Genomic DNA, 25,866 nt, shown 5'->3' with positions numbered 1-25,866 from the left:
ACCCGGTGAATACCGAGGGTTCTATCAGACTTCTAGGTGCGTCAACACCTTAATTGAACGGCTCGCTTGAGAGGCGGCTTTTGAAAGTCCTTGAAGGGACGTCGTTGGGAGACCAGATTCAAACGTTTTTCATGACGTGTGGTGTTTGCCGGATCTGTTGTTGTGACGTTGTGACAGCATCGACGCGAATTGTGCGCCGCGTCAAGAATTTCTGCCATCCCCCATTTGTGGGAAAGGGCTGATTTCCTTGGGTAATAAAACCCGAAAATTCCTCGAAAAATCAAGACACTGTCCTGGCCTTGGCTCCTTCGGCCCGAAGGATCAAAGGCCCCTCACGCGGACAAGCGGCACGCTGCCCGGGCGCACCGCTCACGCCGGCAGCTCCACCACGAAGCGCGCGCCACCACCCGGGCGGTCTTCGCAGCGCACGCGGCCACTGTGGCGCTCAACGATGGTCTTCACCAGCGACAGGCCCAGGCCCACGCCGCCTTCACGCTCGCTGGCACCCGGCAACCGGTAGAAGGGTTCGAAGATGCGCTCGCGCTGGTCGGGCGGCACACCGGGGCCCCTGTCTTCCACCCACAGCACGGCGCGACGGCCACGACCGCCCGGGCCGGACACCGGCACCAGGACGCTCAGCCGGACCGGCTCCGCGTCGCCCGCAGCGGACTGAACGCCATAGCGGCGGGCGTTCTCCAGCAGGTTGCGCAGCACGCGCCGCAGCAGCCGCGCCTGCCCCTGCACCAGCACGGGCGACGCGCCCGGCGCGATGTCCAGCTCCGCCCCGGTGCGCGCGCATTCCTCGGCGGCCAGACCCACCAGGTCCACTTCTTCGGTCGGGCCCAGCGCGGATGCGTCGCGCGCATCGCGCAGGTCCAGCCGGCTGGCCAGCAGGATTTCGTCGATCAACTGGTCGAGCTCGTCGATGCTGCGGCCAATCTCGGCCCGCTGCCCCGCACTGGCGCTGTCACGCCCGAGCAACTCCAGGCCCATCCGGATGCGCGCCAGCGGCGAACGCAGCTCGTGCGAGGCATTGGCCAGGAGCGACTTGTGGGACTGCAGCAAGGTCTGCACCCGTTCGGCCGCGGTGTTGAACCGGGCCGCGAGAAAGGCCACCTCGTCCTGTCCCTGCACCGGCAGGCGGGTGGACAGGTCGCCTTCGCCCCAGCGTTCCACGCCCTTCTGCAAAGCCTCCAGACGCTTGGTGAGCCGCCGCACGATGGGGTAGGCACCGAAGGCCACCGCCAGCGCCACCAGGCCCAGCAGCCAGGCAAAGCCGGTGGGCGTCTGCAGCCATTCGGGCGCGCGCCGCCCTGGGTTGTTGGCGGGCCGATTGGAACGCGGCAGCAGCACGTACAGCGTCTGCCCGTCCTTCATCGCCACCTCGAACTCCCAGCCTTCACCGGGGATTCTCACCGCGCGCGCAGGCGCCTGGCCAATGATGTCGCGCGCACCGTCGCGCACGATGATCGTGCGGGTCACGCGCGCCTCGCGCTCGGCCCGGTCCTGATCAAGCGCCTGCTGCCACAGCCAGCCCACCACCAGCGTGAGCACGGTCACGGCCGCCACCACGGCGAGCCAGATGCGCACGTAGAGCCGGGAACCGAACAGGCTGCTCATTCCTGCTGCTTGGCGAACACGTAGCCCACGCCGCGCACCGTGAGGATGCGCTTGGGGTCCTTGCTGTCGGCTTCGATGGCGTTGCGGATGCGGCCGATGTGCACGTCGATGGAGCGGTCAAAGGCCTCGAGCTCGCGGCCGCGCACCGCTTCCATGATCTGGTCGCGCGTGAGCACGCGCCCGGCGCGTTCGGCCATGGCCACCAGCAGGTCGAACTGGTACGAGGTGAGCTCGCACAGCTGGCCTGCCACCTGCACGGTGCGCGCGTCGCGATCGATGTCCAGCGAGCCAAAGCGCAGCACGGGCGTGGTGCGCGAGACGCTGCCATGGCCTCCGCCATTGCCATCGCCACGGCGGCGCAGCACCGCGCGCACGCGCGCGAGCAGCTCGCGCGGTTCAAACGGCTTGGGCAGGTAGTCGTCGGCCCCGATCTCCAGGCCGATCACGCGGTCCATGGGGTCGCCCTTGGCGGTGAGCATGATGACCGGCACGCGCCCCGCGTCGCCGGGGAGTGCGCGGATGCGGCGGCAGACCTCCAGGCCATCGATGCCGGGCATCATCAGGTCCAGGATCACCAGCTCGGGCTGCAGCAGCTGCAGCTGTTCGAGCCCCTGCTCGCCATCGGTGGCGTGGGTCAGTTCAAAGCCCGACTGGCCCAGGTACTCCACCACCATCTGCGCCAGGCGGCTGTCGTCTTCGATCATCAGCAGTCGGGATGTCATGGTTTTCAGTGTAGCGGCGTCCACCGGAGACACCCATCCTGCCCGTGGTCTGTGAAGCGAACTTGCTGCTCGCGTAAAGTCCTGTAAATGCCGGCACCCACCTCTCCCGCACCTGCCCTGCCCGCACCTTCGCTGGGGGCCTTGCTCGATCGGCTGGCGCGGGAGCGCCCGCAGGCAATGGCCCTGCGCTGGCACGACCCGGTCCAGGCCAGGCCGGACAGGCACTGGGCCAGCCTCACGTTCGACACGCTCGCGCAGCGCAGCCTGGCCCTCTCACACCGGCTCGCCAGAAAGCAGGGGGTCAAGGCCGGCGACCGCGTGGCCTGGCTCGGCCTGAACCACCCGGCGCAGGTCGTGCTGCTGTTCGCGCTGGCGCGCCTGGGCGCGTTGCTGGTGCCGCTGAACCACCGCCTGGCGCCCGCCGAGTGGGCCGCCGTGCTGCGGGACTGCACGCCCACGCTGCTGGTGCACGATGAGGCCCTGGCCGATGCGGCGCACACACTGACGCAACAGACTGGCACCACCACGCTGCCGGTGCAGGCGCTCGCGTCCGACGCGGTGGGTGCGCCGGAAGCGCCCGGCGTGGGCACGGCCGAGCACCCGGTTCTGCTGGTGTACACCTCGGGCACCACCGGCGCGCCCAAGGGCGCTGTGCACACCCAGGGCAATCTGCTGGCCAACATGGCCATCGCCGCGCAGGTGCAGGCCATGAGCGAGCGCGACACCGTGCTGACCGTGTTGCCGCTGTTCCACGTGGGTGGCCTGTGCATCCAGACCCTGCCGGCGCTCTCGGTCGGTGCGCAGGTGCTGCTGCACGCCCGTTTCGACGCCACGGCCACGCTTCAGGCCATTGAGCGCGAACGCCCCACGCTGACGCTGCAGGTGCCCGCCACCCTGCAGGCGCTCACCGCGCACCCTGCCTGGGCCGGTACCGATCTGTCCTGTTTGCGCGCCATCTGGGCCGGCTCCAGCCTGTTGCCCGCGCCACTCATCGAAGCCGTGCACGCGCGCGGCGTGCCGGTGTGCAACGTGTACGGCAGCACAGAAACCGGGCCGTTCTCGATCGCCCTGCCGCCCGCGCACGCCACCAGCCACCTGGGCAGCTGCGGCTGGCCCGCGCCGGGCGTGGCGGTGAGCCTGCGCGACCCGCAGGGTCGGCCCGTCGAGGACGGCGCCGTCGGCGAACTGTGGGTGCACGGGCCCAACGTGGTGCGGCGCTACTGGCCGGACCTGCCGGCCTGCGACACCGAAGGCTTCTTCCACAGCGGTGACCTTGCGCGGCAGACGACCGACGGCAGCTACACCGTGGTGGGCCGCGCCAAGGACATGCTGATCTCCGGCGGCGAGAACTTCTACCCGGCCGAGATCGAGAACCTGCTGGCGCAACACCCGCTGGTGGCCGAGTGCGCGGTGGTCGGCCAGGCCGACGCGCGCTGGGGCGAGGTGGTGGTGGCGGTGGTCGTGCTGCGGGAGGGCGCGGAAGGCGACTGGGCCGCGACGCTGCAAGCCTTCCTGGACGGCCGGCTGGCGCGCTACAAGTGGCCGCGCCGCTGGCAACGGCTGAACGCACTGCCGAAAACCGCCTTGGGCAAGGTGCAGAAGCCTGCGCTGAAGGCCTTGCTCGCCGAGACCACGACCTGAGCGGCCCTCAGGCCTTCTCCACCGGGACCAAGCGCGTGGCCAGCCAGATCAGCGCCAGCACCGGCACTCCCAGGCAGGCGGTCGCGGTGAAGAAGGTGGCGTAGTCGTAGGCGTCGACGAAGGCGCCCGAGTAGCCCGCGAGCCACTTGGGCGCGAGCAGCATCATCGAGCTGAACAGCGCGTACTGCGTGGCCGAGTAGCGGATGTTGGTCAGCCCCGAGAGGTAGGCAATGAAGGCGGCCGAGGCCACGCCCGCGCTGAGGTTGTCGGCCGAGATCACGAGCACCAGTGCGGTCACATCGTGGCCGTGTCCGGCCAGCCAGGCGAACAGCAGGTTGCTCGCGGCCGACAGGATCGCACCGAGCATGAGCACGCGCATCACGCCCAGGCGCAGCGAGAGCGCGCCGCCGATGAAGGCACCCACCAGCGTCATGATCACCCCGAACACCTTGGTGACGGCCGCCACCTCGTCCTTGGTGTAGCCCATGTCCACGTAGAACGGGTTGGCCATGATGCCCATCACCACGTCGCTGATGCGGTACACGCCGATCAGCGCCAGGATCAGCAGCGCCTGTTTGCCGTAGCGCCTGAGGAAATCGGCGAAGGGTTCGATCAGCGCGCCGCGCAACCATTCCGCCGCGTTCCGGGCGGGCGGCAGTTCGACGCGCGCGGGCTCTCGCGAGAACAGCACGGTGAGCACGCCCACCAGCATGCTCGCGGCCATCACCAGGTACGCGGTTGTCCACGCGGCCTGCTGGTACAGCACACCCGACGCGGCGCCCGTGGTGGCCAGCGCAGGCGCCACCTCGGCGCGCGCCGCAATCCACAACACGCCCGCGCCCGCCCAGATCATGGCCAGGCGGTAGCCCGTCTGGTAGGTCGCCGCCAGCGCACCCTGGTGGCGCACGTCGGCCGACTCGATGCGGAAGGCGTCCAGCGCAATGTCCTGCGTCGCCGAGGCAAAGGCCACGGCCAGCGCGCACCACACCACCAGCGTGAGTTCGCTGCGCGGATCGGCCAGCGCCATGCCCACCAGCGCGGCCATGATGAACGCCTGCGACAGCAGCAGCCAACTGCGCCGCCGCCCCATCCAGCGCGTGAGCAGCGGGATCGGCAACCGGTCCACCAGCGGCGCCCAGCACCACTTGAAGCCATAGGCCAGCCCCACCCAGCTGAGGTAGCCGATGGTGGTGCGGTCCAGCCCGGCCTCGCGCAGGCGAAAGCTCAGCGTGCCCAGCACCAGCAGCAGCGGCAGCCCGGCGGAAAAGCCCAGCGCGAACATGCGCAGGCTGGCCGGCTCCAGGTAGACGCGCAAGGTCTCGCCCCAGGTGGGCCGTGCGGGCGCGTCCTGCGCTCCGGCCGGGTTGGCAGCGGCGGCGCTCGTGGGCAGCGTGGGAGGTGGGGGCATGCGCGGAGAAGGGTTGAACGGCGTGGCGAACAGGCGCGAACGCCCGGCTTTGACTATTATTCACGCATGTGCCTGCTCTGCGACCTCAAGTCTTCCCAGCGCCCCGACCCGCAGCCCGAACATGTGTGGTCGGCCCGGCGCGCCTTCGTGCTCGCGGGTGCCGCCGCCGCAGGGACCGCCGCGCTGCCAGCGGTGGCCCAGGTCGACGTGGGGTCGGGCTCCGCCCTGCGCAATCTGGTGCCGGCTGCCGAACTCGAAAACGCTGCCGGCCAGCAGTACGGGCAGATGATGGCCGAGGCCAGCGCCAAGAAGGTGTTGATGCCCGCCAGCCATCCGCAGGTGCAGCGCCTGCGCGGTATCGCTCAGCGCATCATCCCCCATTCGGCGCAGTGGAACGACCGGGCCCGACAATGGAAGTGGGAGGTGAACCTGATCCAGAGCGCGCAGGTCAACGCCTTCTGCATGCCCGGCGGCAAGATCGCGTTCTACACCGGCATCCTGGACAAGCTGGCCCTGACGGACGACGAAACCGCGATGATCATGGGCCATGAAATGGCGCATGCGCTGCGCGAACACGCGCGCTCGCGCGTGGCCAAGAGCAGCGCCACCGGCATGGGCCTGTCCATCGTCGCGCAACTGCTGGGCCTGGGCCAGCTCGGCGACGTGGCGGCCAACCTGGGCACGCAGCTGCTCACGCTCAAGTTCAGCCGCGAGGACGAGACCGAGGCCGACCTGGTCGGCCTGGAACTCGCGGCCCGCTCGGCCTACCAGCCGCGCGCCGCCGTGAGCCTGTGGCAGAAGATGACCGCCAACGGCGGCGGCGCCGGACCGGGCTTCCTCTCCACCCACCCCAGTGGCCCCAACCGCATCCGCGAGCTGGAGGCCAACGTGCCCAAGGTGCAGGGGTTGTACGAGCAGGCGCGGCGCGGCTGACCGCAGCGCGCCCGGCGAAGGGCATCAGGGCTTGGCGTCGAACGCCACCACCTCGCCGGTGGTGCCACGCTTGAGGTAGAGCCGGCTGGCGCTCACGCGCATCTCCGAGCAACCGCTGGGGAAAGTCCCCTCGAACGCGATGCACAGGCGGTTGTCCTCCACGCGCCAGCGCCCCTGGTCGGCCTGGCCATTGCTCAGGCGCATGGCGAAGCGCCCGTCCGCGGCGTAATTCATGTCCCAGCCCATGCCATTGGCCTGGCGCGCGACAAAGCCGCGTCCGCTCAGGCGTTCCTTGAGCACCTGAGCGCTGGCCGCTTGCGCTTCGGGCGGAAACTCCTTGGGAACGCCGGGCCCCGGTGTGGCACAGCCGGCTGCGATGGCGCAGAGACCCGAAAGGATGGCGATCTTGAGTGTTTTCATGACATGGCTCCTGGTGAAAAGCCCGGTGTGGGGCGTTGAGGGACTGGTGCAAGGCGGACGTCAGGGCAGCCGCTGGTAGAGCGCGTACAGGTGCGAGCGCTCCACGCCTCTCCCGTCTCGCGCCCAGAGTTCGAGCGTGTTCACAACGTTGCCGGCGCGGAAACGGCCGGTGCTGTTGCCGCTGCCGTCGAGCTCGCAATGGACATCGGCCGCGCTCGCGGGTGAGCAATAGATGGTCGTGGTGGTGGCTGTCGTACGCACGCCCTGACCGTCGTTGAAGCGCTGGACGAGCGCGCCCTCGGTGTAGGTGCCGTTGACGAGCACGTTCGTCGGCGCGATCGCGTTCGTGGGCACGCTCCAGTAGTGCACCGGATCGCCTGGCAACAGGGAGCGCAGATCGAGGAAGTCGGGCTGGTCGAACAGGATGCCGCCGCGCGCGGGGTCGATGTCGGCGCGCATCATTGCCACCACCTCGGGCACGACGGCCGCCCAGGCCAGGGCACGCGTCTCGGCCAGGGTCTGCGCCCGCGACTGGGTGGTGTGCCACTGCGTGGCGTCGGGCGTGGTACCGGTATTTCCGGCAAAGAAGAAATCCACGCGCCAGCGGCCCTGGTTGGGAATCGCCTGAATCTGCTCGTTCGTCCACGGCTGGGGGTTGCCCGAGGCGTCGCGCGCGAAGATGCGCCCGGTCTCCAGATCGGCCAGGTCGGTGCCCGATGGCCCGACGCTGCCACCGCTGAAGTACGCCCACTGCAGGTTGACGATGGGTGTGCCGGAGACCGTGCCGTTGGCCAGCCGGTAGTTCAGGCGGTCGAACCCGGGGCTGGGCCACACCGTCAGCACGCGGCCACTGGGCGAGACGAACTGCACGCGATCGAACAGCGGGTTGCCCGCGCCATCGAGGTGGTTGCGCGCCAAGGTGTTGTAGCCGCTGGCGAAGTAGCTGAAACCGCTGGAGGCGGATTCCACGAACTCGCGCCGCTGCACGAACGGGCGCACGCGCGCGTCGTAGAGGTACTGGTTGCCGATGAAGTGCAGTTGCCCGTTCTGCGGCCGAACGACGACCTGCTCCCAGTCCTGGTTGCCATTGAGGTCACGCCAGCGGAAAGTGAAGACCACGTCGCCCGCCTCGGCCCCGGTGCGGGTGTACTCGTACACGGGCTGGTCGAAGGTCAGCGTGTTGAGACCGCCCGTGGGACCGCCGGTGTCGCGGTTGGCGAACATGCCGGAGAAGGCCCGCCCGGGCCCCACGCGCCCGCCGTTGTGCAGGTAACTGGAAGGGTCGCTGTTGGCGAACAGGTCGGTACAGGCGCTGGCGATGATGCTGTGCGGCGTGGTGGCGGTGTTCACGCGCAGCGCGTGCGGCAGGTTGTAACAGGCGGCCATGCGCTGCATCAGCGCGGCCAGTTGCATGGACACGCCGTCCGCGGGAAGTGAGGTGGCGGTCACGCTGGCCATGTTCTGCGTGGCGGGGGCGCCGCCCGCGGCGATCACCAGCGACGCCGGTTGCGCGCTGTCGCCATTGAGCTTGATCTCGGCGCGCACCACAAACACGCCGGCGGCGTCCAGGCCCATCTGCACGTCCAGCACGTCCAGCGCTTTGTCCATGCCCGTGCCATCGGTGGCAAAGGCGTCGGTGAGCGGATCGAGCGTGCTGCCCACGGCGTCCAGCAGCGGCTGCAGGGCGCTCACGATGGTGGCCAGGGCGGTCTGCAGGTCGGCCGCGTCGAAGTCGGCCGCGCTCAGGTCGTGCGGGTTGCCGTTGGGCGAAAGCGTCGCGGCCACGAGGGTGGTGATGGGCGTGATGTTGGCCGTGCTGCCATCGGTGGCCTGCGCCGAAACGCCCACCTGTGCCGGGCCGCCATCCGCCGGTGTGGCCGTCAGCACCAGCGGCGCCTGGGCACCGTCGCGCAGGCCGAGCGAGAAGCGGCCGTCGGCGCCGACGGTGCAGGCCACGACGTTGCTGGCCGCATCGCGGCAGACCTGCACCTGGGCGCCGGTGGCGTCGCGCACAACGATGGTGGCGCCCACCAGAGGGGCGCCGGTGGCGGCGGTGCCCGAGAGGCTGGTCAGGGGTGCCGGGGGGAGTCCCCCGGCACCCCCATCGCCGCCACCGCCTCCACAGGCGGCCAGGGTCAGGGACAGGACAGTGGCCGCGACGGCGTGGCCACGGAGCAGGCAAAACGGTTTCATGCGAGCTTCTCCTTGCAACGGTGGTGCACACGCGATGCGGGAGATGCCGCATGATGCGCGGCATCAGTGTGTTCACCCGCGTGGGGCGCGCCCATCCGGCGCTTGGCATAAACGGATGGGGGAGCCCGCGCCTCTGCCATTTGGCAGATCACGAACCCTGGCCATTCCACAGTAAGGTGCCCGCCATGCTCCAGACCGGCTCCCTCGCGCCCAAGCAAGCTCCGCCGCTGGCTGAGGACCCTCACCAGACGCAATTGATCGACGCGCAACTGCTGGCCCGCAGCATCAAGCTGGTGATCCAGCAAAGCCGCATGGGCATGGTCACCGCCCTGGTTGTGACGCTCGCGCTGGGCGGCCTCTTCGTGCCCACGGCTGGCTGGGCCCTGTACCTCGCCTGGGCTTGCCCGGTGGCGGCGGGCTTCGTCCTGCGGCAGACCTGGTTCGAGCGGCTGCAGCGCCGTGCGGAGGCATCGGGCGTCGCGCAACTCACGAAGATCACCACGGTGTCCGCCATCACCGGCTGGATGGCCATCATGTGCCTGCCGCTGTTCGCGCCACACCTGCCACTGGCCGACGCCCTGTTTCTTGGCACCCTCCTCCTGGCCTGGGTGGTGGGCGCGGTTGCCGTGCTTGGCGTGCAGCCCCGGGTGTACGCCTTGTACATGCTGGCCACGCTGACCACGATTTTCGCCACGCTGTGGCCGCGCCTGGGGCCCCTGGAACTCTGGATCATGGGTCTGGCCATCACCATGGGCGCCTTGATGATGTACCGCCTGGCGCGCGGCATGCGATCGCTGTTGCGCGATTCGGTGGTCGAGAGCCAGCGCAATGAGCAACTGGCCCAGCAGCTGGAGGAGGCGCTGCAGGCGGAAAAGCAGGTCGGTGCGCGCAATCAGCAGCTCGCCGAGCAACTGGAAGCCGCGCTCCATGCGCAACGACTGACCTTCGAGACACGTTCACGATTTCTCGCCGCCGCCAGCCACGACATGCGCCAGCCGGTGCAAGCGCTGACCTTGCTGGTCAACGTGCTGCGCCGCACGCAGAACGATCTGCGCCGCAGCGAGGTGGTCGAGGAGATCGGCCAGGCGACGCAGTCGATCGAGTCGATGTTTTCCGGCTTGCTCGACATCGCCAGCATCGACGCCGGCCGCCTGCAGGCCCAGGTCTGCCCGGTCGAACTGCTGCCCCTCCTGCGCACGACGCTGGCGGGCTATGCCGGCCAGTGCGAGGACAAGGGCCTGCGCCTGACGCAACGCCTGGAAGTCGAGCCCGTGGTGCTGGCCGACCCCCTGCTGCTGCAGCGAGTGATGCGCAACCTGCTGGACAACGCGCTCAAGTACACGCCCAGTGGCGCCATAGGCCTGGAGGTCAGGGCGCACGACGCCGGCGTGCTGATCGCGCTGCGCGACAGCGGCATCGGCATGAGCGAGGACGAGCAGCGCGGCCTTTTCCAGGCCTTCACACGGGGCGCATCGGCGCAGGAGTTTGGCGTGCCTGGCCTGGGCCTGGGGTTGGCGATCGCGCGCCACATGGCCGACCTGATGGGCGCGACGCTGCGCATCGAGTCGCGCAAGAACGAGGGCACCACCGCCTTGCTCTGGTTGCGCCGCGACAGCCTGTCGGTGGTCCAACCGCCACCCGGCGAGCTGCCCGCGGCGCTCACGGGCGAGCATGCGGTGGTGCTGGAAGACGACAGTCTGGCGCGCGCGGCCATGACCCACTGGCTGCAGGAAGCGGGCGCCACCGTCACCAGCGCCGCCAGTGGCACCGAACTCTGGCTCAAGCTCGGCAGCGCGCCGCCGCCCACGCTGGTGGTGGCCGATGTGCACCTGGGCCCCAACCGCGAGGACGGCGTGCAGGTCGTGCAGCAGCTGCGCCGCGTGCACCCCGCCGTCCGCGCCGTGATGGTGACCGGTGAGACAGCGCCGCTGGCGATCCCGCCGGACGTGGCGGTGCTGCGCAAGCCGGTGGACATCCAGGCCCTGGTCAAGGCACTGCAACGCTGACACCGACACCCACCCACACGCCAGGAGCGCAACATGACGGAACAACCGATCTCGATCTCCTGGCGCGAATGGATCGCGGAGCGCACAAACTTCTGCGACAGCCTGCGGCGTTTCGACGCCATCGTGGTTGGCTCCGGCTACGGCGGCAGCGTGGCCACCCTGCGCCTGGCGGAAAAGGGATACCGCGTGCTCCTGCTCGAACGCGGCGGCGAGTACTTGCCCGGTGATTTTCCGAACGACTTTGCCAGCCTGCCCAAGTCGCTGCGCGCCAACATTCCGGGCCGCGCGCTGCCGGTCGGCACCGCGGCCGGCCTGTACGAAATGAGCGTGGGCCAGGGCATGGCCACCGTCACGGCCAACGGGCTCGGGGGTGGCAGCCTCATCAACGCCGGCGTGGTCATCCGCCCCGACGCCGACGTCTTCGCGCAGGACGCCTGGCCCATGGCCATACGGCACGGCAAGCCCCTCGATGAAGAAGAGAGCCCGTTGGCGCAGGCCTTCGAGCGGGCGCAAGACACGCTGTCAACGCAGACCTACCGACTGCCTGGCGGCGGCATGCCGCTGAAGGCCGAGGCATTTCAGCGCGCCGCAAAGACCCTGGCAGGACAAGGCAAGTTCGTCGAAACCGAGCGCGTTCGTCTCACCATCAACCCCGATGCCTGCCGGCAGTGCGGCGACTGCGCGTCCGGCTGCAACGTGCCCGGCGCCAAGGGCGACCTGCGCACCACCTACCTGGCCCTGGCGCTGCGGACCGGGCGGGTACAGATCGTCACCCATGCCGAGGCCTACCGCTTCGAGTGGGTCGGCATCGCGCGCAACCGGCATTGGCGCCTGCGGGTGTTTGCCACCGACGCACAACAGCAGAAGCTCTCGCGGCAGGAGGCGGGCGACGCGAGCGACCTCCGGCGAGACCCCGCGTCCACCCTGCGCACGCTGCGCACGCGGCTGCTCGTCATCAGTGCGGGCACGCTCGGCTCGACCCAGTTGCTGCAGCGCTCGCAGGCCCTCGCGGGCGAGCGGCTGGCGTTCTCGCCGGCCCTGGGCACCCGCCTGTCCGGCAACGGCGACAGCCTTTCGGTGCACGTCGACAGCGCGCAGCGGGTCAATGCCGTGGGGCACGGCAGCGAGCCCTGGCGCTGGAGCATGCAGCCTGAGGTGCCAGACCACCACCCCCACATCGTCGGCCCGACCATCACCCACATGCTGGATCTGCGAGACACCGGCAAACCGCTGAACAAGCGCATCCTGCTGCAGGACGGCGCCATCCCCGGCGCACTCACGCGCGCGTTCCAGGAGCTGCTCGCCACCACGCAGACGCTGGCGCAACTGGAAAACGGGCACTACCGGGCGGCTGCACCCCTCGGCCATATCGAAAAAGACGAACCGGGCGATCCCCTGGCCGCGTCACCAGAACTCGCGGCGCGCGCCCAGGTCTGGCTGGCCATGGGCCACGACGGCTCACCGGGCCGGATGCTGTGGATGCCCGGCACCGACAGCAGCGCCATGGTGATGCCCGACCCGGGCGACATGGGCGTCTACAAAGAACAGCAAATCCTGTTCGACCAACTCAAAGGTGATGGGCTGCACCTGCACAACCCGCTGTGGCAACTGCTGCCACCCAGTGCCAGCGCCACCATGTCGGGCGCCACGCCGCCGCGCTGGCTCACCAGCGTGCACCCCCTGGGCGGCTGCCCCATGGGTGACGACCCGGGCACCAGCGTGGTCAACCACCTCGGCCAGGTCTGGGTGCGCGACCCGGCGGCGCCGGAGCGCGGCATCGACACCTTTCCCGACCCGGACCGCCCCAGCGCACCGGCGGTGTACCCGGGTCTGTACGTGCTGGACGGCTCCATCGTGCCGACCTCGCTGGGCTGCAACCCGCTGCTCACCATCACGGCGCTGGCCGAGCGGGCCTTGATGCTGGCGCATCTGCCCGCGCGATCGGCAGCGCGATGCACACCCCAACGGTCCGAGCCCCGCAAGCTACGCGACCCGCTGCGCCCCGCGCCGAAGTTCGACGCCGTGCTGCGCGAAACCCTGCGCGCCAGCGCGCCCGAGAGCGGGGACTGGGCTGAGCGAACACCAAAGCAGCGGCTGGAAGTGCGGCTGGACGCCGAACTCGCGAGCGAAGACCTCGAAACCACGCTGGCGCAAGCCCGGCACCGCTTCCACATCCCCTGGGCGCGGCTGGACCTGGGCTGGTTCGCGACCAGCGGCGGCAGCGGCGCACAGTCCGTCCCGCCCGTGGAGGCACGCCGCTATCTGCGCGACGCCGCCGGCGACGGGGTCGAACCGGCCTGGTTCGACTTCCTGCCCATGGACCGCAGGGGCAGCCAGGGCGGGTGGCCGATGCAGTGTGCCCGCGCGGAGATGCTGGTGTGGGTCCTGCTCCCGGCCAGCGGCCTGGTCTGGATGGCCTGGCAGCTCTGTCAGGGCCACCCCCTGTCGGCCCTCGCCGCCCTGGCCCTGGGGCTGTTCGCCGCCGTCGCCTGGGGCGTGCTGGCCATCACGCCGCGCACGCTGCTCACCTGGTTGATCCTGCGCGGCTGGTTCGACGTGCGGGACGGTGGCACGGGCGATTTTCGGACCGGTTTCCGGGCCATGGTGCACGCGCGCGAGCGGCGCAAGATGGACTACCGCCTGCCCATGCGGCTGGACCCGGCCAGTGGCGAGCCCAGCGCCGACTTCCCTGAAAAGGTCCTGCTCACCGCCACCAAAACCGTGATGTACCGCGCCACACCCGGTCAGTTGCTGCGCTGGGTCTGGCGGCAGTTGCGGCGGCGGTTGACCGGGCACCGCGGAGAAATACCGCCCGTTCGACCCAGCTACTGGGAACAGCTCATGGACGCACAGGTCACCGTCGCGGGGCGTGGCCGCACCCTGCTCGCGTGCGAGATGAAGATGGGCTTCGACAGCCTGTTTTCCGAACGCGCCGCGCAACTCGGGAACCGGGGCGACACCACCACCGGCTTGCTCGTGCTCGCGGGCTATGCGCTGCTCGCCGCGCGTTTTGCCATCAAGACACGGCTGTACGACTTCCGGCTGCCGAACTATTCGAACCGGCCCGCACCCGACCAGGCCAGTGCGCAAGACCGTGCCCTGCGCTGGACGCCGCCGGGTGGTACACCACGGAACCTCGACCCCGAGCGCCACACCGTCACCGTGCGGCGCGGCCGCTCCAGCAGCGACCAGGGCGACGAGCCCACCGAGTGCATCGTGCTCCCCTTGTACCGCTACGCGCGGCGCGATCCAGCGCGGCCCGACGCAGGCATCGCCCCGGCCTTCGAGGCGGCCATGCACGACGCCACACCGGTGATGCGCGTCAAGTCGGTGCTGCTGCTGCACGCCTTCGGCCAGTCCGGCCTGAGCTACACGCACAAGGCCGCGGGCAGCCTGCCGGGCAGCAACCTGGCCGAGGCGTTCTACGCGGCCGGCTACGAAGTCTGGGTGCTTGACAGCCGCATGTCCACACGCAGTGGCCAGGCCGAGCGCTCGAGCAACGTGGACATGCAGGCGCAGTGGGACGTGCCCGAGGCGGTCGAGCACATCCAGCGCGTGTTGCGCGGGCAACTGGGCGACGCGGTTTGCGGGGGGCGCCTGATCCAGATTGCCGCGTTCGGGCAGTGCATCGGGGCGGCGGCGCTGTGGATGGCTTTGCTCGGCGGCCGCCTGCAGCGACAGATGCCGCAGGCGCTGGTACCGGCGCTGTGGGCCGCAATGTTCAGCCAGGTGCACGCCCTCACGCGGGGAACCCCGCAGACCCGCTCCAAGACCTGGCTACCGGCCCAGTTGCGGCTTCTCATGGACCACGTGCCCTTTGCCGTGCGCGGTCCTCAAGGGGGCTTGTGGCAGGCGATGGACCGCCTGCTCTCCAGCATGCCGGTGCCGGAGCCGGAGCGCCGTTTTTCCTCGAACGAGGATGGTGTGGCCAGCTGCCGTCGCATCCGCTTCATCGAAGCGCCCCTGTTCCAGCACGCAAACATGGACGCCGACACGCTGGACCAGATGAACCGTCTGTTCGGCCCAGCCAACCTGCGGCTGTTCTCGCACGCGCGCCGGTTTGTCGAGCACGGGCGGCTCGTGGACGAGGACGGCGTCAACCGCTACGTCACCGACGACCACCTGCGCGCGCACCTGAGGCTGCCCGTGCAGTTGCTGCACGGCCGCGCCAACGAGTTGTTTGACGTGCGCGGCGCGCACCTGACTTTCGACTGGCTCCAGCAGCAGCACGCCCCCTGCGTGCAGCTGGCGCGAGCCCCGCTGGTGGTGGAAGGCTACGGCCACCTGGACGTGCTGCTCGGAAAGAACGCCCACGACGACGTGTTCCGGCATGTGGTGGGTTTCTTCAACCAGGCCATCTGCGACGCGACCTGCTGGCGTGCCGAGCCCCCGGCGGCGAAGTGGCAGGTGCTGGCGCCGCGCGTTGGCCCCCTGCTGGGATGGGTGCGGCGAACGGGCGCCGGCGCAACCGTGCGGGTGAGCTGTGTCATCGACGACCTGCACGGTGGATCGCCCGCGCAGACCGACGCCACGCAGGTGGTGGTGCGCCTGTTCGACGCCACCCGGAACGCGTTCGTCACGGTCGGCGCGCGGGTCCACATCCGCGCCACAAACCGGCCAGGCCCGCACAGCCGGCGCTCGCTGGCCTACCGGAGCGCGCGGGTCGACATTCCTCTGTCCGGCGCGATGCTGGCGGGCCACGCTGCCACCGGGATGCGCTTCCAGCTGCTGACCCTGCACCGCCTGGGCACGCACGACACTGCCATCGACGTGATCGACCCCGACGACGCGATCACGCAGCAGCTCCTCGATGACGAGCGCGCGGTGCAGCACCACAACCGGGCCGCGCGGTTTGACGGGCGGGCAGCGCGCACGCCATTGCTGGATCGCGTGGGCTTCACCGTGGCGGCTGCGACGCTCCAAGGCCTGACGGACACGAGCGTGTCCACCCGCTTCGTGGCCGGCTGCTGCCGCCACCCCGGTTTGACCGTGGACCAGGACCGCATCGACAGCGGCGTCACGCGCGCGCTGCAGTCTGAGGGGGCGGCCTTCGCCCTGCTGGTGGGCGACCAGATCTACGCCGACGCCACGGCGGGTCTGGCGGATCCGGTCAGTCCGATCGAGCGACACGTGGAACGCCACGAGAAGGCATTCACCTCCGCAGGCATGCGCCGCATGCTCGCCAGCCTGCCCACCCTCATGACCCCCGACGATCACGAGTGGATCAACGAATACCCGCTGGCGAGCCCCTTGCTCAAATGGTCGTGGCCCCAATGGCAAGGCCAGAAGCCGTACCGCAAACAGCAGGAACAGCGGCGTCGCTGGGCCAATGAGGCAGTTGCCAGTTTTCAGCGACTCCAGATAGTGCGTGGCCGACACGGGTCGTACCGCTACTCGGAGCTGGGGCCGCTGGGCCCGGTTCGACTGTTTGTCCTCGACAGCCGGATCGACCGCCAGCGCGCGAGCCCCATGGTGATCGATGCGGCCACGCTGCTTCGGCTGCAAGCCTGGTTGAATCGTGGCACGCCGGACCGGCTCAACGTCGTCGTGAGTGGCTCGGTGGTGCTGCCCGACCTGTACCGCAACGCCGACCCCGCCTCGCCGGGGCCGATCGACACCTGGCAACACGCGCCCGCGCAACGCCAGCAACTGCTGGACATGCTGGTGGCCCGCAGCCGCGATCACCGGTGCCGTTTCCTGCTGGTCTCGGGCGACTACCACGTGAGCACGGCGCTGCACGTGCTGGCCGACGAGCAGGTGGTGGGCGCGGCCCTGGTGGTGCCGCCGATCTATGCGCCCCTGCCCTACGCGAACGCGGCACCGGAGCACCTGAATCTGGACGAAACGCTGGAGGCCGCCGGCGCGGTGCTGCGCCTGCAAGCGCCCTGCAACGGCAATGGTGAGCCCCGCTGCGGCAGCGGCGCGGCCCAGGTGCACATCGAACGGCTGGGCATGGGACGCTTCCGGATTGGCGTGCGCCGCGACCTTCGGCAATTTGAAGCCGGCATCGACAGCACGCCCGCCGAGCTGCAGGAGGCCGTGCTACACGTGTGAGGCGGCCGCGCCGTTCGCCGCGCGCGCGTCGGCGTCGCCACCGAGCGCGATGTCTTCCACGCGGATGCCCTGCCGCGCCAACTCGTAGATGATTTGCGTGCGGGTGTTCACGCCCAGCATGGCCATGAGGTTGGCCAGGTGCGTCTTCACCGTGCCGTCAGAGATGCCCAGCTCACGCCCGATGACCTTGTTGGTCTTGCCCTGCACCACGCCGCGCAGCACGTCGCGCTGGCGAGCGGTCACGCGCAGGTGCGGGCCTGTCCATCCCACGGTGCTGGGCCGCAAGGGCTGGGTCTCGGGTTCGACGATGCGCAGGCTGCTGCCTGGCAGCCAGACTCCTCCGCGCAGGATGAGCGCCATGGCGTCCATCAGCAGCGTCGGCTCGGCCGACTTGGGCACGTAGCTGCAGGCGCCCTTCTCGATGCAGGCGCGCACGATGCGCGGGTCTTCCTCCTGCGACACGACGACCACCGGCACGTTCGGCAGCAGCTGGCGCAGGTAGTCCAGCGCCTCGCAATCCCTGAAACCAGGCATGTGCAGGTCCATGATGGCCACGTCGATCCACGCCGCGCCGTCGCGCTGCAGCAGCGCGATCAGCCCTTGCGGACTGGCGCAGTGCTCGACGCTCACGCGCGGGTCAACCTCGGTCAGCACCGAGGCCAGACCCTTGCGGAAGATTGGATGGTCGTCGACGAGCAGGACGCGCATGGCGAAAACGGCTCCAGATGGGGTTCGCCATCATGCCGCCACGCAGCGCGCATGTCACTCTGCCATTTGTCGGAGACCCGCGCCCGGCCGGGTCGCACCCGCCGCCTCAGGTGCCACGCACGTAGGGGTTGCTCCGCCGCTCCTCCCCGAAGGTGCTCTCCGGTCCATGCCCCGGTATGAACACGGTCTCATCCCCCATGGGCCAGAGCCGCTCGCGGATGCTGTCCAGCAGTTGCTGGTGGTTGCCCTGGGGGAAATCGGTGCGGCCGATGCTGCCGGCGAACAGCACATCGCCCACGAAGGCGCGCTTTGCCTCGGGTGAATGGAACACCACGTGGCCGGGGGTGTGGCCCGGGCAATGGCGCACGTTCAGCGTGCAGCGGCCCACCTGCACCGTGTCGCCATCGGCGAGCCAGCGGGTGGGCGTGAAGGCCTCGGCGGGCGGAAAGCCGAACATCGCGCCCTGTTGCGGCAGTCCGGTGATCCAGAACTGGTCGCCCGGGTGCGGGCCAACGATGGGCAAGTCCAGCCGGCGCGCGAGCTCTGCCGTGCCGCCCGCGTGATCGATGTGGGCGTGGGTCTGCCAGATCGCCTTGAGGTCCAGGCCCAGCCGCTTGACCTCGGCCAGCAAGAGATCCAGTTCGCCACCGGGATCGATCACCGCGGCCTCCATGGTCTCGTCGCACCAGACGAGGGAGCAGTTCTGCGCGAACGCGGTGACGGGAACGGTGAGGTAACGCAGCATGATGGCCCGAAAAAGTCCCCCGATTCTAGGTGCGGTGGTGTACAACCGGCCGCATGAAGAAAGCCCTGTTGCTGCTCGTCTCGCACGCCCTGGTCGCACTGGCGGGTTTCGCCGCCGGCATCTATGTGCTGCCGATTCTGATCGCGCCAGACGCACCTGCACGGGCCGAGGTCGGCGCACTGGCCGAGAAGGCGCAGTTCACCGGCCAGTTCCGCCGCGACCTCGCGGGCAGCGACGCCCTGCACTGGGGCGAGGGCACGGTGTCGGTGGGGCCAGCGGCGGTCGCGTTGATGGGCCGCCTCGCGCCAGGGCCGGACTACAAGCTCTACCTGTCGCCCGTGTTCGTGCAGGACGAGGCGGAGTTTCACCGCATCAAGGCCAGCGCACTGCGCGTGGGCGACGTGAAAACCTTCGAGAACTTCATCGTCGCGCTGCCCGCCGGCGTCGATCTCGCGGCCTACAACACCGTGGTGGTGTGGTGCGAGACTTTCCGGGAGTTCATCTCGGCGGCGCAGTACCGCTGAGGTTCAGAGCTTGAAGTCGTAGCCGATCGTGATCGGCGCGTGGTCGCTGAACTTCTCGCCCTTGTAGATCGCCTCGCTGCGCGCCAGTGCGGCCATGGCTGGCGTGGCCAGGTGGTAGTCCAGCCGCCAGCCCACGTTGTTCGCGTAGGCCTGGCCCCGGTTGCTCCACCACGTGTAGCAGGCGTCGGTGGTATCGGGCTGCAGGCGGCGATAGACGTCGACCAGGCCGCCTTGGTCCAGCAGCTTGGTCATCCAGGCGCGCTCCTCGGGCAGGAAGCCGCTGTTCTTCTGGTTGCTGCGCCAGTTCTTCAAATCCTTCTCCTGGTGCGCGATGTTCACGTCGCCACACAGGATGAACTCGCGGCCGCCGCCCTTGAGCGCTTGCAAGTGCGGAAAGAACGCGTCCAGAAACCGGTACTTGGCCTCCTGGCGCTCCGGGCCGGACGAGCCGCTGGGGAAGTAGACGCTGAGGATGGAGAGCTTGCGCTTCGGGGTGTCGAAGCGCAGTTCGGTAAAACGCCCTTCGGCATCGAATTCGGGCGAGCCGAATCCGATGACCACGTCGCTGGGCTCGTGCCGCGTGTACACCGCTGTGCCCGAGTAGCCCTTCTTCTGGGCGAAGTGAAAGTGCCCCTTCAAACCGGCGAGTTGCTCGAAGCGGCCGCTCACATCCGCTGCCTGGGCCTTGACTTCCTGCACGCAAATACAATCGGGCGCGTGCGTCGCCAGCCACTTCTCCAACCCCTTGGTGGTGGCGGAGCGGATGCCATTGAGGTTGAGGCTGGTCAGTTTGAACAAGGATGTCTCCATGGGTTTGGGTACAGGCGCGGCGCAGGCCGAGGCGCCGATTGATGCGGCGCTGGCGCAGGAGTTCGTGCAGTTCTGCGTGGAGGCCGGCGCGCTGCGCTTCGGCGAATTCAAGACCAAGGCGGGGCGGATAAGCCCGTACTTCTTCAATGCCGGGCTGTTCGACGACGGTGCCAAGCTGGGCCGGCTCGCGCAATTCTATGCAAAAGCCCTCATTGCCAGCGGCATCGGGTTCGACATGATTTTTGGCCCCGCGTACAAGGGCATCCCGCTGGGCGCGGCGGTGTCCATCGAGCTCGCGCGGCTGGGCCGCAATGTGCCTTTTGCCTACAACCGCAAGGAAGCCAAGGACCACGGCGAAGGCGGTAGCCTGGTGGGAGCGCCGCTCAAAGGGCGCGTGCTGATCGCGGACGACGTCATGTCCGCCGGCACGGCCGCGCGCGAGTCGATCGCGCTGATTCGCGCTGCGGGCGCCACACCGAGCGCCATCGCGATCGCACTGGATCGACAGGAAAAAGCCACCGAGGTGGGCGCTGACGGGCAAGTGCACGACGTGGAATACAGTGCCGTGCAATATGTACAGCGCACGCTGGGGATGCAAGTTTGTACGATTGCGAGGCTGGCTGATTTGCTGCAGTATCTGTCGGATCACGCAGGTGGCGAGCAGGACGCCCACCGCGAGCGCGTGCTGGCTTATCGCCAGCGCTACGGCGTATCCTGATACCCTACTCCCTACCCATGTTGCACCGCCCGTCCCTGCCTTCCTTGCCTCGCGCCCGCCTCTGGGCCGCGGGAGGCGCCCTGCTGCTGGGCGCGGGCCTGTGGAGCACGGTGGCGCAGGCCCAGATTTACACCTGCGTGGACGCCAAGGGCCGCCGCCTCACGTCGGACCGCCCCATCGTCGAGTGCCTGGACCGGGAGCAACACCAGATGGGCAACACCGGCACCGTCATCCGGACGCTGCCACCGAGCTACACCGCCGACGAGCGCGCCCGGCTTGAAGCCCAGCGCAAGCTGGAGGCCGAACAGCGCGCCCGGGTGCTGGAAGAACGGCGGCGCGAGCGCGCCCTGCTGATCCGCTACCCCAACCAGGGCGTGCACGACAAGGAGCGGGCCGAGGCGCTGGCGCAGATCGACGAGGTGATCGGCGCGGTCAACAAGCGCGAACTGGCGCTGGTGGCGCAGCGCAAGGAAATCGATGTCGAACTGGAGTTCTACCAGAGCGACGTGAGCAAGGCGCCGAGCTGGCTGCGGCGCAAGCTGGAGGACAACGAGAAGCAGATGGTGGTGCAGAAGCGTTTCCTGGACGAGCAGGCCCAGGAGAAGCAGCGCATCAACGCGCGCTTCGACGAGGAACTGGCCAAGCTCAAGCAGCTCTGGGCGGCCAACGGCGTGCGCACCGGCAGCGCCGGCAGCACCAGCAGCACCAGCAGCACCAGCAGCACCGGCAGCGCCGCAACGTCGCGCTGACGCGACGGCACCCCTACCTTCTGATCAACCGAGTTTCTGGCGCAGCAGGTCGTTGACCTGTTGCGGGTTGGCCTTGCCCTTGCTCGCCTTCATGGCCTGACCGACCAGGGCGTTGAAGGCTTTCTCCTTGCCGGCGCGGAATTGCGCCACCATCTCGGCGTTGGCGGCCATCACCTCGTCGATGATCTTCTCGATGGCACCGCTGTCGCTGACCTGTTTGAGGCCTTTGGCTTCGATGATGGCATCCACCTCGCTGCCCTCACCGGTCCACAGTGCATCGAACACCTGCCTGGCTGCGTTGTTCGACACCGTGCCATCGGCAATACGACCAACCAGCGCAGCCAGTTGAGCCGCGCTCACGGGCGACTGCCCGATATCCATCTCGGCCGCGTTGAGCCGGCGCGACACCTCGCCCATCAGCCAGTTGCTGACCATCTTGGGTTGGCCGCTGGCCTGGGCAGCGGTCTCGAAACAGGCCGCCATCGCCGGGCTCTGCGTGAGCGTGGTGGCGTCGTATTCGGGCAGGCCGTACTGCTGCACGAAGCGCTCGGCCATGGCGCGCGGCAGCTCGGGCATGGAGGCCTTGACCTGCTCCACCCACCCGCGCTCGATCACCAGCGGTGGCAGGTCCGGGTCGGGGAAATAACGGTAGTCGGCCGCGTCTTCCTTGGTGCGCATGGCGCGTGTCTCGCCGGTGTCGGGGTCGAACAGCACCGTGGCCTGCTGGATCTCGAAACCGTCTTCGATTTGCTCGATTTGCCATCGGATTTCGTAGTCGATCGCCTGCTGCATGAACTTGAACGAGTTCAAGTTCTTGATCTCGCGGCGCGTGCCCAGCGGCTGGCCCGGCTTGCGCACCGAGACGTTGGCGTCGCAGCGGAACGAGCCTTCCTGCATGTTGCCGTCGCAGATGCCGATCCAGGTGACGATCTTGTGCAGCTCCTTCGCGTAAGCCACGGCTTCGGCGCTGGAACGCATGTCGGGCTCGGTCACGATCTCCAGCAGCGGCGTGCCGGCGCGGTTGAGGTCGATGCCGCTCATGCCATGGAATTCTTCATGCAGCGACTTGCCGGCGTCCTCCTCCAGGTGCGCGCGCACCAGGCGCACGGTCTTCTTCTCGTCGCCGAGGAAAAAGCTCACCTCGCCACCCTGCACCACCGGGATCTCGAACTGGCTGATCTGATAGCCCTTGGGCAGGTCGGGGTAGAAGTAGTTCTTGCGCGCGAACACGCTCTGTTCGGCAATGTGCGAGCCCAGCGCCAGGCCAAGCCGTATGGCGTGCGCCACCGCTTCGCGGTTCATCACCGGCAGCGTGCCGGGCAGGGCCAGGTCGACCGCGCAGGCCTGGGTGTTGGGCTCGGCACCGAAGGCGGTGGGTGCGCGGCTGAAGATCTTGGATTGCGTGGCGAGCTGGGCATGGGTTTCGAAGCCGATCACGACTTCGTAGCCCTGGACCAGCAGAGATGCTTCTTTCATGGTTTTCTGGTTCATCTCAGCAGCCCTCTGGCGACTTCGTGTGCCAGTCTGTCGCTTGCTGGAACGCATGCGCCACCTGCAGCAGCGCGCCCTCCTGGAAGTGGTTGCCCAGCAGTTGCAGGCCCACGGGCAAACCACCCGCCCCGAAGCCGGCGGGCACGCTCATGCCGGGCAGGCCGGCCAGCGAGCCGGGCAATGTGTAGATGTCCGCCAGATAGTTGGCCACCGGGTCGTTGCTCTTCTCGCCGATCTTCCAGGCCACGGTGGGTGCCACCGGGCCGGCGATCAGGTCACACTGGGTGAAAGCCTGCTGGAAATCCTGTGCAATCAGGCGGCGGATCTGCTGCGCCTTGAGGTAATAGGCGTCGTAGTAGCCGTGGCTCAGCACATAGGTGCCGATCATGATGCGGCGCTGCACCTCGGGGCCAAAGCCTTCGCTGCGCGACTTCTTGTACATGTCGATCAGGTCGCCGTACTGCGCGGCGCGGTGGCCAAACTTCACGCCGTCGAAGCGGCTCAGGTTGGAGCTGGCCTCGGCGGGTGCGATGATGTAGTAGACCGGAATGGCCAGCTCGGTGCGCGGCAGCGACACATCCACCAGCGTGGCGCCCAGCTTTTCGTATTCCGCCAGCGCCGCGCGCACCGCGGCGATCACGTCCGGCGCGCAGCCTTCACCAAAGAACTCGCGGGGCAAGCCGATGCGCAGACCCTTGAGCGGTTGCGCGGCGGTCGCGCCTTCGCGGGGTGTTTCGAGCAGGGCGGTGTAGTCCTCGGCCGGGTGGTCCAGGCTGGTGGAGTCGCGGTCGATGTCCGGGCCTGCCATGGCGCTGAGCAGCAGCGCGCAGTCGGCGGCGCTGCGCGCCATCGGACCGGCTTGATCGAGACTGGACGCGAAGGCCACCATGCCGTAGCGCGAGCACCGGCCATAGGTGGGCTTGATGCCAGTGACGCCGCAGAAGCTCGCGGGCTGGCGGATTGATCCGCCGGTGTCGGTGCCGGTGGCGGCGGGCAGCAGGCGCGCGGCCACGGCCACGGCCGTGCCGCCGGACGAGCCCCCCGGCACGCGGGAAGCATCCCAGGGGTTGTGGGCCACCGCGTAAGCCGAGTTCTCGTTGCTGCCGCCCATGGCGAACTCGTCGCAGTTGAGCTTGCCCAGCGTCACGGCACCTAGCGCTGCCAGGCGCTGCACGACGGTGGCGTCAAACGGACTCTGGTAGGCCTCGAGCATCTTCGAGCCGGCGGTGCTGGGGAAGTCCCTGGTGACGAAGATGTCCTTGTGCGCGATCGGCACACCCAGCAGGGGCGTGCGCTCGCCTGCGGCCACGCGGGCATCGGCCGCGCGGGCCTGCGCCAGCGTGGCGTCTTCGTTGAATGCCAGGTACGCGCCCAGCGCAGCGTGCGCCTTCGCGCGGGCCAGCAAATGTTGCGCGGCCTCGACGCTGCTGGTCTTCCTGTCGGCAATGGCGGCCGCAAGTTCGCTCACGCCCAGTTCATGAAGTGCCCTCATTCGATCACCCTGGGCACGAGGAACAAACCGCGCTCGACGGCAGGGGCGCTCTTCTGGTTGGCCTCGCGGTCGTTGGGCTCGCTGGCCACGTCCGGGCGCAGCCGCAACGCGACATGATCGATCACCGCCGTGGGGTGCGCCAGCGGCTCGACGCCGGTGGTGTCCACCGCGTTCATCTGCTCGACGATGTCGAAGAAGCCATTGAGCTGGGCCAGCATCGTCTCGCTGTGGGCGGGCGAAAGCTCCAGGCGCGCCAGGTTCGCGATGCGCCCGATGTCGGACAGGGTCAGGGACATGAGAGAAACGGTTCCGGGTGAATGGGACGGGCCGCGCCAGTCGCGGCGTTCGCGCCTGAAACGGCTTGTAAGCGGCCAAAATGCGCCCCAATTGCGTGCAGTTGTGCACAGGGGATACGGTATTATCCAAGGTTTGACGGCATGGCCCCGTGCTGTCGCGGTTTTCGCCTTGGAATCAACCACTTAGAACCGATGCCCGGCCAGCCACCCGGCCCCATACCCGGCGACGAGCGCGCGCAGCCGCGCCCGTGCCCCACAGGATCCACGCACCATGTTTGAAGCTTTCCGTCGGCAGTTTTCGACCGACCTGGCGATCGACCTCGGCACCGCCAACACCCTCATCTATGTGCGCAACAAGGGCATCGTGCTTGACGAGCCCTCCGTGGTCTCGATCCGCCACGAAGGCGGCCCGCAGGGCAAGAAGATCATCCAGGCGGTGGGCCACGAAGCCAAGGCCATGCTGGGCAAGGTGCCGGGCAACATCGAGGCCATCCGCCCCATGAAGGACGGCGTGATCGCCGACTTCACCGTCACCGAGCAGATGCTCAAGCAGTTCATCAAGATGGTGCACCCGCGCTCGATGTTCAAGCCGAGCCCGCGCATCATCATCTGCGTGCCCTGCGGCTCCACCCAGGTCGAGCGCCGCGCCATCCGCGAATCAGCCCTGGGCGCGGGCGCGTCCGAGGTCTACCTGATCGAAGAACCCATGGCCGCGGCCATCGGCGCGGGCCTGCCGGTGTCGGACGCCTCGGGCTCCATGGTGGTCGACATCGGTGGCGGCACCACCGAAGTGGGCGTCATCAGCCTGGGCGGCATGGTCTACAAGGGCAGCGTGCGCGTGGGTGGCGACCGCTTCGACGACGCCATCATTGCTTACATCCGCCGCAACTACGGCATGCTGATCGGCGAGCCCACCGCCGAAGCGATCAAGAAGGAAATCGGCTCGGCCTTTCCCGGCAGCGAAGTCAAGGAGATGGAGGTCAAGGGCCGCAACCTCTCAGAGGGCGTGCCGCGCAGCTTCACCATCTCCAGCAACGAGATCCTGGAAGCCCTGACCGATCCGCTGAACAACATCGTCACCGCCGTGAAGATGGCGCTGGAGCACACGCCACCCGAACTGGGTGCCGACATCGCCGAGCGCGGCATGATGCTCACCGGCGGCGGCGCGCTGCTGCGCGACCTCGACCGCCTGCTGGCCGAAGAAACAGGCCTGCCCGTGCTGGTGGCCGAAGAGCCGCTCACTTGCGTGGTGCGCGGCTGCGGCATGGCCCTGGAGCGCATGGAGCGCCTGGGCACCATCTTCACCAGCGAGTAATCCCCCGCGCGCGGGCCACCC

At 68.7% G+C, this 25,866-nt stretch carries 19 protein-coding genes; 8 read left to right on the top strand and 11 right to left on the bottom strand.

The window, feature by feature from the left end; all coding sequences use genetic code 11:
* Window positions 1-369 precede the first annotated feature (369 nt).
* Together AB7P10_RS08095 and AB7P10_RS08090 are read right to left on the bottom strand one after the other, a co-directional pair.
* Window positions 370-1,620 carry an ATP-binding protein gene (locus AB7P10_RS08095; protein WP_428293326.1) on the bottom strand — a complete coding sequence of 417 codons (1,251 nt, stop codon included), beginning with the start codon at window positions 1,618-1,620 and terminating at the stop codon, window positions 370-372.
* Complete coding sequence (locus tag AB7P10_RS08090; protein WP_428293325.1) at window positions 1,617-2,342, bottom strand: response regulator; 726 nt, start codon at window positions 2,340-2,342, stop codon at window positions 1,617-1,619. The genes AB7P10_RS08095 and AB7P10_RS08090 overlap by 4 nt, the downstream gene beginning before the upstream one ends.
* An 87-nt stretch (window positions 2,343-2,429) precedes the next feature.
* Here AB7P10_RS08090 and AB7P10_RS08085 point away from each other — a divergent pair, with 87 nt between their 5' ends.
* Complete coding sequence (locus AB7P10_RS08085) at window positions 2,430-3,983, top strand: class I adenylate-forming enzyme family protein (protein ID WP_428293324.1); 1,554 nt, start codon at window positions 2,430-2,432, stop codon at window positions 3,981-3,983.
* 7 nt (window positions 3,984-3,990) lie between these two features.
* On the opposite strand, the gene AB7P10_RS08080 is transcribed toward AB7P10_RS08085, so the two are convergent.
* Window positions 3,991-5,391: an AmpG family muropeptide MFS transporter gene (locus tag AB7P10_RS08080; protein WP_428293323.1), complete on the bottom strand. Its 1,401-nt coding sequence runs from the start codon at window positions 5,389-5,391 to the stop codon at window positions 3,991-3,993.
* A gap of 66 nt (window positions 5,392-5,457) precedes the next feature.
* On the opposite strand from AB7P10_RS08080, the gene AB7P10_RS08075 reads away from it, so the two are divergent.
* Window positions 5,458-6,324, top strand: a complete 867-nt coding sequence (locus AB7P10_RS08075) for a M48 family metallopeptidase (protein ID WP_428293322.1) — start codon at window positions 5,458-5,460, stop codon at window positions 6,322-6,324.
* Window positions 6,325-6,348: 24 nt separating this feature from the next.
* Here the strand turns inward: AB7P10_RS08075 and AB7P10_RS08070 are convergent, their stop codons facing one another.
* Window positions 6,349-6,744, bottom strand: a complete 396-nt coding sequence (locus AB7P10_RS08070; protein ID WP_428293321.1) for a hypothetical protein — start codon at window positions 6,742-6,744, stop codon at window positions 6,349-6,351.
* A 60-nt stretch (window positions 6,745-6,804) separates the two neighbouring features.
* Window positions 6,805-8,937 carry a hypothetical protein gene (locus AB7P10_RS08065; RefSeq protein ID WP_428293320.1) on the bottom strand — a complete coding sequence of 711 codons (2,133 nt, stop codon included), beginning with the start codon at window positions 8,935-8,937 and terminating at the stop codon, window positions 6,805-6,807.
* Between the two features lie 185 nt (window positions 8,938-9,122).
* Between AB7P10_RS08065 and AB7P10_RS08060 the strand changes: the two genes are divergently transcribed.
* Together AB7P10_RS08060 and AB7P10_RS08055 are read left to right on the top strand one after the other, a co-directional pair.
* Window positions 9,123-10,943 carry an ATP-binding response regulator gene (locus AB7P10_RS08060; protein ID WP_428293319.1) on the top strand — a complete coding sequence of 607 codons (1,821 nt, stop codon included), beginning with the start codon at window positions 9,123-9,125 and terminating at the stop codon, window positions 10,941-10,943.
* A gap of 33 nt (window positions 10,944-10,976) precedes the next feature.
* A complete protein-coding gene (locus AB7P10_RS08055; RefSeq protein WP_428293318.1) occupies window positions 10,977-16,997 on the top strand; it encodes an alkaline phosphatase D family protein in 6,021 nt (2,006 codons plus the stop codon).
* Here AB7P10_RS08055 and AB7P10_RS08050 read toward each other — a convergent pair.
* Complete coding sequence (locus tag AB7P10_RS08050; protein WP_428293317.1) at window positions 16,986-17,705, bottom strand: response regulator; 720 nt, start codon at window positions 17,703-17,705, stop codon at window positions 16,986-16,988. The genes AB7P10_RS08055 and AB7P10_RS08050 overlap by 12 nt on opposite strands.
* Before the next feature lie 106 nt (window positions 17,706-17,811).
* A complete protein-coding gene (locus tag AB7P10_RS08045; RefSeq protein ID WP_428293316.1) occupies window positions 17,812-18,450 on the bottom strand; it encodes an MBL fold metallo-hydrolase in 639 nt (212 codons plus the stop codon).
* Between the two features lie 53 nt (window positions 18,451-18,503).
* Here AB7P10_RS08045 and AB7P10_RS08040 point away from each other — a divergent pair, with 53 nt between their 5' ends.
* A complete protein-coding gene (locus AB7P10_RS08040) occupies window positions 18,504-18,974 on the top strand; it encodes a DM13 domain-containing protein (protein ID WP_428293315.1) in 471 nt (156 codons plus the stop codon).
* A 3-nt stretch (window positions 18,975-18,977) separates the two neighbouring features.
* Here AB7P10_RS08040 and AB7P10_RS08035 read toward each other — a convergent pair whose 3' ends face one another.
* Window positions 18,978-19,772, bottom strand: coding sequence for an exodeoxyribonuclease III (locus AB7P10_RS08035; protein ID WP_428293314.1), 795 nt, complete (start codon window positions 19,770-19,772; stop codon window positions 18,978-18,980).
* Window positions 19,773-19,782: 10 nt separating this feature from the next.
* On the opposite strand from AB7P10_RS08035, the gene pyrE reads away from it, so the two are divergent.
* The gene (gene pyrE, locus AB7P10_RS08030; protein WP_428293342.1) at window positions 19,783-20,502 is read left to right on the top strand and encodes an orotate phosphoribosyltransferase; all 720 of its coding nucleotides are present in this window, start codon (window positions 19,783-19,785) and stop codon (window positions 20,500-20,502) included.
* A gap of 17 nt (window positions 20,503-20,519) precedes the next feature.
* The gene (locus AB7P10_RS08025) at window positions 20,520-21,251 is read left to right on the top strand and encodes a DUF4124 domain-containing protein (protein ID WP_428293313.1); all 732 of its coding nucleotides are present in this window, start codon (window positions 20,520-20,522) and stop codon (window positions 21,249-21,251) included.
* 24 nt (window positions 21,252-21,275) lie between these two features.
* Here AB7P10_RS08025 and gatB read toward each other — a convergent pair whose 3' ends face one another.
* Genes gatB through gatC form a run of 3 tightly spaced genes read right to left on the bottom strand, consistent with a single transcriptional unit; the run spans window position 21,276 to window position 24,530 of the window.
* Entirely contained in the window at window positions 21,276-22,727 is a 1,452-nt protein-coding gene (gatB, locus tag AB7P10_RS08020; protein ID WP_428293312.1) for an Asp-tRNA(Asn)/Glu-tRNA(Gln) amidotransferase subunit GatB, read from the bottom strand.
* Between the two features lie 16 nt (window positions 22,728-22,743).
* The gene (gene gatA / locus AB7P10_RS08015; RefSeq protein ID WP_428293311.1) at window positions 22,744-24,234 is read right to left on the bottom strand and encodes an Asp-tRNA(Asn)/Glu-tRNA(Gln) amidotransferase subunit GatA; all 1,491 of its coding nucleotides are present in this window, start codon (window positions 24,232-24,234) and stop codon (window positions 22,744-22,746) included.
* Window positions 24,231-24,530, bottom strand: a complete 300-nt coding sequence (gene gatC / locus AB7P10_RS08010; protein ID WP_428293310.1) for an Asp-tRNA(Asn)/Glu-tRNA(Gln) amidotransferase subunit GatC — start codon at window positions 24,528-24,530, stop codon at window positions 24,231-24,233. Before gatC ends, gatA begins: the two co-directional genes overlap by 4 nt.
* A 271-nt stretch (window positions 24,531-24,801) precedes the next feature.
* Here gatC and AB7P10_RS08005 point away from each other — a divergent pair, with 271 nt between their 5' ends.
* Window positions 24,802-25,845, top strand: a complete 1,044-nt coding sequence (locus AB7P10_RS08005) for a rod shape-determining protein (RefSeq protein ID WP_428293309.1) — start codon at window positions 24,802-24,804, stop codon at window positions 25,843-25,845.
* Window positions 25,846-25,866 lie beyond the last annotated feature (21 nt).

This window comes from Hydrogenophaga sp. (assembly GCF_050182545.1).
Lineage (GTDB): Bacteria > Pseudomonadota > Gammaproteobacteria > Burkholderiales > Burkholderiaceae_C > Hydrogenophaga.
Note: the sequence above shows the minus strand (reverse complement) of the source record. Positions and strands in the feature narration are given on the sequence as shown.